7 protein-coding genes are annotated in these 9,252 nt (G+C 73.6%); 4 read left to right on the plus strand and 3 right to left on the minus strand.

Translation table 11 applies throughout. The annotated features are described in order from the left end of the window. From ACZ38L_RS09265 to ACZ38L_RS09280, 4 genes are all read left to right on the plus strand, one after another. The gene (locus ACZ38L_RS09265; protein ID WP_465690825.1) at positions 1-2,769 is read left to right on the plus strand and encodes a helix-turn-helix transcriptional regulator; all 2,769 of its coding nucleotides are present in this window, start codon (positions 1-3) and stop codon (positions 2,767-2,769) included. A 514-nt stretch (positions 2,770-3,283) separates the two neighbouring features. Further along, positions 3,284-4,702 carry a family 2B encapsulin nanocompartment shell protein gene (locus ACZ38L_RS09270; protein WP_465690827.1) on the plus strand — a complete coding sequence of 473 codons (1,419 nt, stop codon included), beginning with the start codon at positions 3,284-3,286 and terminating at the stop codon, positions 4,700-4,702. Positions 4,703-4,727: 25 nt separating this feature from the next. Next, positions 4,728-5,810: a family 2 encapsulin nanocompartment cargo protein terpene cyclase gene (locus tag ACZ38L_RS09275; protein ID WP_465690829.1), complete on the plus strand. Its 1,083-nt coding sequence runs from the start codon at positions 4,728-4,730 to the stop codon at positions 5,808-5,810. A 10-nt stretch (positions 5,811-5,820) separates the two neighbouring features. Beyond that, a complete protein-coding gene (locus tag ACZ38L_RS09280) occupies positions 5,821-6,687 on the plus strand; it encodes a geranyl diphosphate 2-C-methyltransferase (RefSeq protein ID WP_465690831.1) in 867 nt (288 codons plus the stop codon). 57 nt (positions 6,688-6,744) lie between these two features. Here ACZ38L_RS09280 and ACZ38L_RS09285 read toward each other — a convergent pair whose 3' ends face one another. The 3 genes from ACZ38L_RS09285 to ACZ38L_RS09295 all read right to left on the minus strand — a co-directional run bounded on the left by ACZ38L_RS09285 (position 6,745) and on the right by ACZ38L_RS09295 (position 9,162). Continuing rightward, entirely contained in the window at positions 6,745-7,899 is a 1,155-nt protein-coding gene (locus ACZ38L_RS09285) for a DUF2332 domain-containing protein (protein WP_465690833.1), read from the minus strand. Between the two features lie 139 nt (positions 7,900-8,038). Next, positions 8,039-8,926 carry a thioesterase II family protein gene (locus tag ACZ38L_RS09290; protein ID WP_465690835.1) on the minus strand — a complete coding sequence of 296 codons (888 nt, stop codon included), beginning with the start codon at positions 8,924-8,926 and terminating at the stop codon, positions 8,039-8,041. A 17-nt stretch (positions 8,927-8,943) separates the two neighbouring features. Continuing rightward, positions 8,944-9,162 (minus strand): DUF6059 family protein, encoded by a 219-nt coding sequence (locus ACZ38L_RS09295; protein WP_465690837.1) that lies wholly within the window; start codon positions 9,160-9,162, stop codon positions 8,944-8,946. Positions 9,163-9,252 lie beyond the last annotated feature (90 nt).

The following is a 9,252-nucleotide window of genomic DNA, read 5'->3' on the forward strand; positions in this document are numbered from 1 at the left end:
ATGATCGACCAGAGTGGCGGGGTGCTGGAGGGTCGTACCGAAGCCCGGGAACGGCTGAGCTCATTGCTCGGCCAGGCCCGGCAGCGCCGGGGAGGGGCGTTGGTGCTCTGCGGGGAGGCGGGCACCGGCAAGACCACGCTGCTCAACCTGGCGGCCAGCAGCGCCTCGGCCGACCTGCTGGTGCTGCGCTGCACCGGGGTCGAGGGCGAGGCCGGACTGCCGTACGCCGGGCTGCACCGCCTGCTGCACCGGCTGCTCGACCGGACGGACACCCTGCCCGGCCCGCAGGCCGCCGCGCTGGCCGGCGCGTTCGGGCTCGGCGAGGCCAACGCCGACCGGTTCCTGGTCGCCCTGGCGGCGCTCACCCTGCTGACCGAGGCCGCCGAGCACCGGACCATCCTGGTGCTGGCGGACGACGTGCAGTGGCTGGACGCGGCCTCCCGGGACGCCCTGATCTTCATCGCCCGCCGACTGGAGGCGGACAGCGTCGCCATCCTCTTCGGCCACCGGGACGGCTCCGGCTCCGAGTTCCCCGCCCCCGACCTGCCGATGCTCCGGGTGGGTCCGCTCGACGCGACCGAGTCCCGCCGGCTGCTGGCCCGCTGCGGGGTGCCGCTGGCCGCCGAGACCGCCAACCGGCTGCTGGCCGAGGCGGCCGGCAACCCGCTGGCCCTGGTCGAGCTGCCGCGCTCGCTCAACGCCGAACAGCTGCGCGGACAGCAGCCGCTGCCCGCCCGGCTGCCGCTCGGCCAGCGGCTGCGCCAGGCCTTCCAGGCCCGGCTGCGCACCCTGCCACCGCGGACCCGGACCCTGCTGCTGCTCGCCGCCGCCTACGGCGCCAGCGACCTCGGCACCCTGCTCGCGGCCGGCGCCCTGCTCGGTGCCACCCCCGAGCACCTGGCCGCCGCCGAGCGGGGCGAACTGATCTGGCTGGACGACCGGGACCTGCGCTTCCGACATCCGCTGATCCGCTCGGCCGTCTACCAGTCGGCGAGCTACCTGGAACGGCAGTCCGCCCACCGCGCGCTCGCCCGGGTGCTCACCGACGAGCCCGAACGCCGCACCTGGCACCTCGCCGAGGCCTGCCCCACCACCGACGACGCGCTGGCCGCCGACCTCGCCCGGGCCGCCGAACGGGCCCGCCGCACCGGCGCGGTGGCGACCGCGGTGATCGGCCTGGAACGCGCGGCGGCGCTCACCGCCAACCGGGCCGACCAGCTGCGCTACCTGGCCGACGCGGCACACAGCGCCTGGCAGGCCGGCCAGCGCAACCACGCCATCGCGCTGCTCGACCGGGTCCAGGAGCAGCCCGGCGACGCCGTGCTGACCGCCCGGGCCGCCAGCCTGCGCGGCTTCATCGTGCACGCCAGCAGCTCGCCCAGCCAGGCCCGGCACATCTTCGTGGCCGGCGCCCGGGCGCTGTGCGGGCTGGAGCCCGAACTGGCCGGCGAGATGCTGGTGCTGGCCGCCCGCTCGGCCTGGGTCGCCGACGAGGCGGCGGCGCTGGGCGAGATCGGCCGGCTGATCGGTCTGCTCCAGCTGCCCGAGCACGGTCCGGTCAAGCGCCTGGGGCAACGCTTCGCCGCGCTGGCCCGGCGGGACCTGCGGCTGCCCGAGCCGCAGGCCGAGCACACCCGGGAGGCCACCCTGGCCTGGCTGCGCCCGCCGGAGCCGCAGCCCTGGATCTGGCCGCCCACCCTGCTGCCGTACCTGCTCGGCGAGTCGGAGGAGGTCGCGCACGCCCTGCAGGACGCGGTGGCGCTGCTGCGGACCCGCGGCGCGGCGGGCACCCTGCCGATGTCACTGCCGCCGCTGGTGGCCCTGGAGGCCGGTGGCGGCAACTGGGTGAGCGCGGTGGCCAACGGCAACGAGGCGCTCGCGCTGGCGGACGAGACCGGCCAGCAGGGCGCCGCCTGCCACCTGCGGGTGCTGCTCGCCTGGATCGCCGCGATGAAGGGCGAGGGCGCCGCCTGCCGCGAGCTGGCCGAGCGGGCGCTCGGCGTCGCGGTGCCGCACGGGATCGCCTCCGCGGTCGCCATCGCGCACTGGGCGCTGGGGCTGCTGGCGCTGGGCGAGGGCCGGGCGGACGACGCCGTGGAGATCCTGGAGCAGGTGGTGACGCCCGGGACCAGCGCCTCGCACTTCATGGTGTCGCTGGCCGTGCTGCCCGACCTGGTGGAGGCCGCGGTCCGGGCCGGCCAGACGCGGCGCGCCCGGTGGGCCCTGGAGCAGTTGGAGTCCTGGACGCTGGGGGACGACGACACCACGCTGCACGCCATGCTGGAGCGCTGCCAGGCGCTGGTGCACAGCTGCGGCCACCGCGGCGAGCACTTCCGGCGGGCCGGTGACGGCACGGTCCTCTCGCCCTTCGAGTCGGCGCGCACCCAGTTGCTGCACGGCGAGTGGCTGCGCCGGGAGCGCCGGCTCAAGGAGGCCCGCCAGCAACTCCACGCGGCGCTCGGCCGGTTCCGCTCGCTGGGGGCCGAACCGTGGGCGGAGCGGACCCGCGCCGAACTGCGCGCGGCCGGCGAGGCGGTGCAGGACGAGGCGGCCGAGACCGGGCCGATGGCCGAACTCACCGCCCGGGAGACGCAGATCGTCCGGTTCGCGGCCCGCGGCATGAGCAACCGGGAGATCGCCGCGCAACTCTTCCTGAGCCCGCGGACGGTGGGTTACCACCTCTACAAGATCTTCCCCAAGCTGGGCGTCTCCTCCCGTCACCAGCTGCGCGACCTGGGCATCGCCGCGGAGGACGACGCCCAGGCCTGAGATCGCGGCTCCTCGTCGACCGGCAGCGCGCCGTGGAAGAGCCCGGCCCCCGCGGAACCGCGGCTCCCTGGCCGGGCGCCAGCAGGGTGGGCACGGCGAGGTCGGCCGCCGCCGCGCCCCGCGCCGTGAAGGCGTGTTCACCCGACGGGAGCGGCGCATCATAGGGGTCCGTGTCGGGAGAACGCTGGAAGCACGTCATGATCCAGCCACCCCGTCGCGATCTCGCACGGCATCCGACCCGGCACTAGCGGACCGATGCCTTCCGCTACGGCGGGCACCATGGCCCCCCGCCAGCCAATCCGACCTGCGCCGATCATCAGACAGGCTACCCGGTGCCGATATTGACGCATTGAGTTCGCACTGATGTCCAATCACATCGGACGTTGCTAACGTCTCGCTCCACCACCACCCCTACCCCTTGCCGCACGGCGCCGCCCCGTCCGGGTCGCGCCCCGCACTTTGGCATGCGCATGTTCATCATTCACGTCACCCGATCCCTCCCGGAGGCTCCCCGATGACGACCGAAGCGGACGCCGGCCCCACCCTGGAACCGCTCGCCCGGCTCAGCCTGAGCACCGCCGCCGCGCGGAACCTGACCACCACCACCAAGTCCGCTCCGCAGATGCGCGGCATCAGCTCCCGCTGGCTGCTGCGACAGCTCCCCTGGACGCAGGTGTCCGGCGGCACCTACCGGGTCAACCGCCGGCTCTCGCTGGCCGTCGGGCGCGGTCGGGTCGGCTTCGTCCAGGCCGGGGCGGACAACGTGCGGATCATCCCCGGGACGCTGCGCGAGATCCCGGTGCTGCGCGGCTTTCACGACGACACCCTGCTCGCCGAGCTGGCCGACCGCTTCACGGTCCGCGACTTCCGCAGCGGCGAGGTCATCGTCCAGCGGGGCCGTCCGGTCGAGGAGGTCTACATCATCGCGCACGGCCGGGTCGAGCGGATCTCCACCGGCAAGTACGGCGACGAGGAGAAGACCCTGGGCGTGCTGGCCGACGGCGACCACCTCGGCGACGAGGCCCTGTTGCAGAGCGAGCCGCGCTGGTCCGCCACCGCCCGGGCGGCCACCGCCGGAACGCTGATGGTGCTGCCCTGGACCGCCTTCCTCGACCTGTTCCAGCGCTCCGACGGGCTGCGCGAGCACATCGGCAGGTTCCTCGCCAACAGCTCCCGCAAGGTGAACTCCAAGGGCGAGGTGGAGGTCGCGGTCGCCGCCGGCCACGAGGGCGAGGCGGAGATCCCCGGCTCCTTCGTCGACTACGACCTCGCGCCCCGCGAGTACGAGTTGTCGCTCACCCAGACCGTGCTCCGGATGCACTCACGGGTCGCCGACCTCTACAACGACCCGATGAACCAGCTGGAGGAGCAGCTCCGGCTGACCGTCCAGGAGATCCGCGAACGGCAGGAGTGGGAGCTGCTGAACAACCGGGACTTCGGGCTGCTCCACAACGCCGACTACGACCAGCGGATCAACACCTGGTCCGGCCCGCCGACCCCGGACGACATGGACGAGCTGCTGTCGATGCGGCGCGGCACCGACCTCTTCCTCGCCCACCCCAAGGCGATCTCGGCGTTCTTCCGCGAGTGCACCAAGCGCGGCCTCTACCCCGACGCCACCGAGGTCGACGGCCACCGGGTGCCCGCCTGGCGCGGCGTGCCGATCTTCCCGTGCGGCAAGATCCCGATCACCGACGGGCACACCTCCTCGATCCTCGCCATGCGCACCGGCGAGGACGACCAGGGCGTGATCGGGCTGCACCAGACCGGCATCCCCGACGAGTACGAGCCCAGCCTGAACGTCCGCTTCATGGGCATCGACGACAAGGCGATCATCCGCTACCTGGTCACCGCCTACTACTCGGTGGCGATCCTGGTGCAGGACGCCGTCGGCATCCTGGAGAACGTCGACATCGCTGCCCCGCGGTCCTGAACCCGACCCCCCTCCAGGAGGACCGATGGCAGCCTTCGAAGCCGCCGCTCGCCCTTTCCCGACCGGCCCGACCGGGCTGGGCACCTCGGCGGCCCGGATCGGCTCACCGCGCCGGCCCGTGACCGCCACGCCCGCCGGCGGCGGCCGGCGCTCCGTGCCCGAGCTGTACTGCCCGCCGCACCTGCGCGACGATCCCGCGCTGGGCCGCGAGGTGAACGACCGCCTGGTCCGCTGGGCCGAGCAGGTCGGCATCTACGCCGGGAGGTTGGAGAAGTTCCGACAGGCCGACTACGGGCGCCTGCTGATGCTGACCCATCCCGACACCGACGACCCGGACCGGCTGCTGGCCGCCGGCCGGTGCATGGCGGCGGAGTTCGCCGTCGACGACTACTTCTGCGAGGAGGCCGCCAGCGGCGACCACCCGGAGCGGCTCGGACCACAGCTGATGCTCGCCCAGTCGGCGATCGACCCGGCCCAGCTGCCCCGCGGCCACGCCGAGGCCTACCAGCGGGAGATGGACCGGCAACCGGTCTGGAACGCGCTGCGCCGGGCCGTGCAGGGGCTCGCGCCGTACACGACCGGGGCGCAGCTGAACCGACTCCGGCAGGAGATCGCCGGCCTCTTCCTCGGCATGGACGCCGAGGCGGGCTGGCGGATCGGGGGCACCCTGCCGGCGGTCTGGGAGTACCTGGCCAACCGCCAGTTGAACAGCTTCCTGCCCTGCCTGGCCCTGGTCGACGCGATGGGCGGCTACGAACTCCCCGCCCAGGTCTACGGCAGCCCGGAGGTCCGCCGAGCCACCCTGCAGGCCGCCCTCGCCTCCGTGGTGCTCAACGACGTCTACTCGGCGCACAAGGAGAGCGGCGCGCAGGGCGTCGAGTACAACCTGCCCATCGTGATCGCGGCGGAGGCGGGCTGCTCCAGCGCCGAGGCGCTCCAGCGGGCCGCCGATCTGCACAACGAACTCGTGCGCTCCTTCGAGGCCTCCGCGGCCGAGCTCAGCCTCACCGGCGGTCCGGTGCTGACCCGCTACCTGGGCGCGCTGTGGGCCTGGCTCGGCGGCAACAAGGAGTGGCACGCCAGCAGCCCCCGTTACAACCAACCCTAGGGAGACGACCATGACCATGCTCGACAGCTCCACCGGCAGCGACGTGCTGGCCACCAAGTACCAGCAGTCGGTGGCGGATTACTGGAACCAGGAGAAGGCCCCGGTCAACATCCGGCTGGGTGAGGTCAGTGGTACGTTCCACCACCACTACGGCATCGGTGAGGTGGACTGGTCCGTCCTCGACGGCGACGAGGCCGGCCGCGAGGAGCGGATCATCAAGGAGCTGCACCGGCTGGAGGGCGCCCAGGCCGAGTACCTGCTGGACCAGCTCGGCGAGCTCGGCCCGGACGACCGGATCCTGGACGCCGGCTCGGGCCGCGGCGGCACCAGCTTCCTGGCCAACCTGCGGTTCGGCTGCCAGGTGGACGGCATCTCGATCTCCGAGGAGCAGGTGAAGTTCGCCAACAACCAGGCGCGGGAGCGCGGGGTGGCCGACAAGGTGGCCTTCCACTTCCGCAACATGCTGCACAACGGCTTCCCCGACGCGACGTTCCGGTCCATCTGGAACAACGAGAGCACCATGTACGTCGACCTGCACGAGCTCTTCGCCGAGCACGCCCGGGTGCTGCGGCCCGGCGGCCGGTACGTGACCATCACCGGCTGCTACAACGACGTGCACGGCCGTCAGCCGTCCCGGGCGGTCAGCCAGATCGACGCGCACTACATCTGCGACATCCACCCGCGCAGCGAGTACTTCGCCGCGATGTCGGCCAACGGCCTGGTCCCGATCAGTGTGGTCGACCTGACAGCCGCCACCATCCCGTACTGGGAGCTGCGCGCCAAGGCGGCGGTGGCCAGCGGCATCGAGGACGCCTTCCTCACCGCCTACCGGGAGGGCAGCTTCCACTACCTGATGATCGCCGCCGACAAGGCCTGACGCGAACCGTGGGTGGCCCCGGTCGACGACCACCGGGGTCACCCACGGTCACGTTCGTCAGTCCGGCAGCGCCCAGGAGAAGTCGTCCGCCTCGGTGCGGGCCGGCGCGATCCACTCGACGTAGGGGTCGGCCAGAGCCAGCAGCTCGTCCCGGCGCCGCGGCCCGCCACGCAGGCTGACACCGACCGCGTACAGCTCGCCGGTGTCGCGCAGCGGGCCGGACAGCGCCGGGGTGGTCACGTCCGTCCGGGCGACCAGGCCTGGGGCCTCGGTGAAGAGCCAGGCCACCTTGCGGGTGCGGGCCGCGGTGGCCAGCTGGGCGACGAACCGGGCCCGCCCCTCGGCGTCGAGGTAGCTGAGCAGCGAGGCGGTGAACACCACGACCGGCAGGTCGCCGGGGACTTCGGCGACCAGCCGCGCGGTGTCCCGGACGGCGTCGGCCCGGACCACCGGGTACGGCTCGCGCCCGGCCAGCTCGACCGCCGCGCGCAGCGTCGCCAGCTCACGGACCTGCTCGGGCCAGACGAACGCCTCCAGCCACGCTCCGGCGGCGGGGTCGCCGGCCAGCTCGACCGGGTCCAGGTCGGCGCCCAACCGGTGTGTCACCGGAGGAAGTTCGCCGAGCAGTCCGTCCACCGGCCCGCCGCCGCGCAGGGTGCTGGAGAGCGTCACGGCCGCGCCGCCCGCGGGCTCCAACAGCCGGTCGCCGAGCCGGTAGGCGTAGCGGTCGAAGCGCAGGTTCAGCCCCGCACTGGCGCCGACCTCCAGCAGTGCCAGCGGCCCGGGCCAGTGGGCGGCGATCCGGTGCATCCCCAGGCGCAGCGCGAAGCACCGCCGGACCTCGTTGGTCTGGGTGCTCCGAGTGGTGAGCAACTCCCTCAACTGGTCGGCGTGTGCTGCGCAGAAGGCACGGAACGCGGCCGGCGCCGCGTCGTCGACGGGCCGGTCGCCGCCGTGGATCGGGTAGTAGGCGGCCAGCCGGTGGCCGGCGTGCTCCCGCAGCAGGTGGTTCACCGCGGCGAACAGCAGGCTGGGGCGGCGCTGCGAGGACGGGGTGTCCAGTAGCGGCCGGAGCAGCTCGTCGTCCGCGGCGACGGCCTCGCCGAGCAGGGCGTAGAGCGGCGAGCGGCCCTGGCACTGCGTGCGGACGAAGAAGCGGAACAGCTCGCGGAGGTACTCCGGCGCGGCCTGGCGGTCGTCGGTCGTGGTCACCCGGGGATCCTGTTCTCTGCTGTGGTGTGACGCTCCTCGGCCCGCACGGTGCCCGGCTCGGCCCACCGGACCACGTACGGGATCAACACCCCGGTCGGGACGAGGATTCCGGGAACGAACCCCCGCGCTGGAGAGCGGATCACCTCCGGGCTCGCCCGGCCGACCGCTGACCGCTGACCGCTCGGACCGTTGACCGTTCGTCGCGGTCGTTCTTGCGACGAACGGCACAAGACCCACCGGCCCACGTCGTCCTCGATGACCCGCGCTGTGCCGCCGTCAGGCGTTCGGTCAGGAGCAGCGCCAACTCCGCGCGGGCTTCGGCCAGGTAGAAGTGGCCACCGCCCGGGAAGACCCGGAGGTCGAAGGGGCCGGTGGTGTGCTCGCGCCAGGCGTGGGCCTCCTCCAGCGTGACGCGGGGGTCACGGTCGCCGAGCAGGGCGGTGATCGGCAGGTCGGCGAGGACGGCGTCCGGCGGGCAGCCGTAGGTTTCCGCCGCCCGGTAGTCGCTGCGAACCACGGGGAGGATCACCCGCAGGATCTCCTCGTCGTCCAGCAGCCGGTGGTCCGTCCCGTTCAGCGCCTGGATCGCGGCGATGAGCCCGGCGTCGTCCAGCCGGTGGACGTGCTCCTCGCGGTACCGGGACGGCGCCCGCCGGCCCGAGGCGAAGAACGCCGACAGCTCCGCACCGCCACGCCGTTCGAGCCGCCGGGCGGTCTCGAAGGCCACCAGCGCGCCCATGCTGTGGCCGAAGAGCGCCAGCGGCTGGTCCGCCCACGGCCGCAGTGCCTCGGCGACCTCGTCGGCCAGCTCGCCGATGTCCGCCACGGCCGGCTCGATGCGGCGGTCCTGGCGCCCCGGGTACTGCACGGCCAGCACCTCGACCTCCGGGCCGAGCAGCGCCGAGAGCGGGTGGAAGCACCCGGCCGAGCCACCGGCGTGCGGGAAGCACACCAGCCGGACGGCCGCGCCCGGCTTGGGGTGGAACCGCCTGATCCAGGTCTCGCCGACGACTGCCTGCGGGGCCATGCCGATCCTCCTCGGGGTCACTCGCCGAGCCCGCGGAGCTGCGCCCAGAGCGCCCGCTCCGCCGGGCTGGTGGGCAGCTCCGGGCAGAGCCGTTCGGGGTGCCCGGGGGCGGTACCGCGCGCGGAGGCCGGGTCGGCAGCGGCACCGGGCGGGTGGAACCACAGGGCGCCGTAGCCGACCAGCGCGTGCCAGAGCCGGCTGGCCAGCCAGGCGGCCACGGTCACCGTCCGGTCCATCGGTCCCTCCCGGTCCCGGGGGGGGGGGGGGCCCCCCCCGACCAGAAAGGGAGGGGCGCGGCAAGCCCGCCGACCCGCACTGATACAAAC

Source organism: Kitasatospora sp. NPDC024654 (assembly GCF_055559155.1).

What these genes read in the sequence shown, in the direction of transcription:
- ACZ38L_RS09295 (WP_465690837.1), bottom strand. Translation starts at nt 9,162, where the DNA reads ATGGACCGGACGGTGACCGTGGCCGCCTGGCTGGCCAGCCGGCTCTGG.
- ACZ38L_RS09270 (WP_465690827.1), top strand. Translation starts at nt 3,284, where the DNA reads ATGACGACCGAAGCGGACGCCGGCCCCACCCTGGAACCGCTCGCCCGG.
- ACZ38L_RS09275 (WP_465690829.1), top strand. Translation starts at nt 4,728, where the DNA reads ATGGCAGCCTTCGAAGCCGCCGCTCGCCCTTTCCCGACCGGCCCGACC.
- ACZ38L_RS09280 (WP_465690831.1), top strand. Translation starts at nt 5,821, where the DNA reads ATGACCATGCTCGACAGCTCCACCGGCAGCGACGTGCTGGCCACCAAG.
- ACZ38L_RS09265 (WP_465690825.1), top strand. Translation starts at nt 1, where the DNA reads ATGATCGACCAGAGTGGCGGGGTGCTGGAGGGTCGTACCGAAGCCCGG.
- ACZ38L_RS09290 (WP_465690835.1), bottom strand. Translation starts at nt 8,926, where the DNA reads ATGGCCCCGCAGGCAGTCGTCGGCGAGACCTGGATCAGGCGGTTCCAC.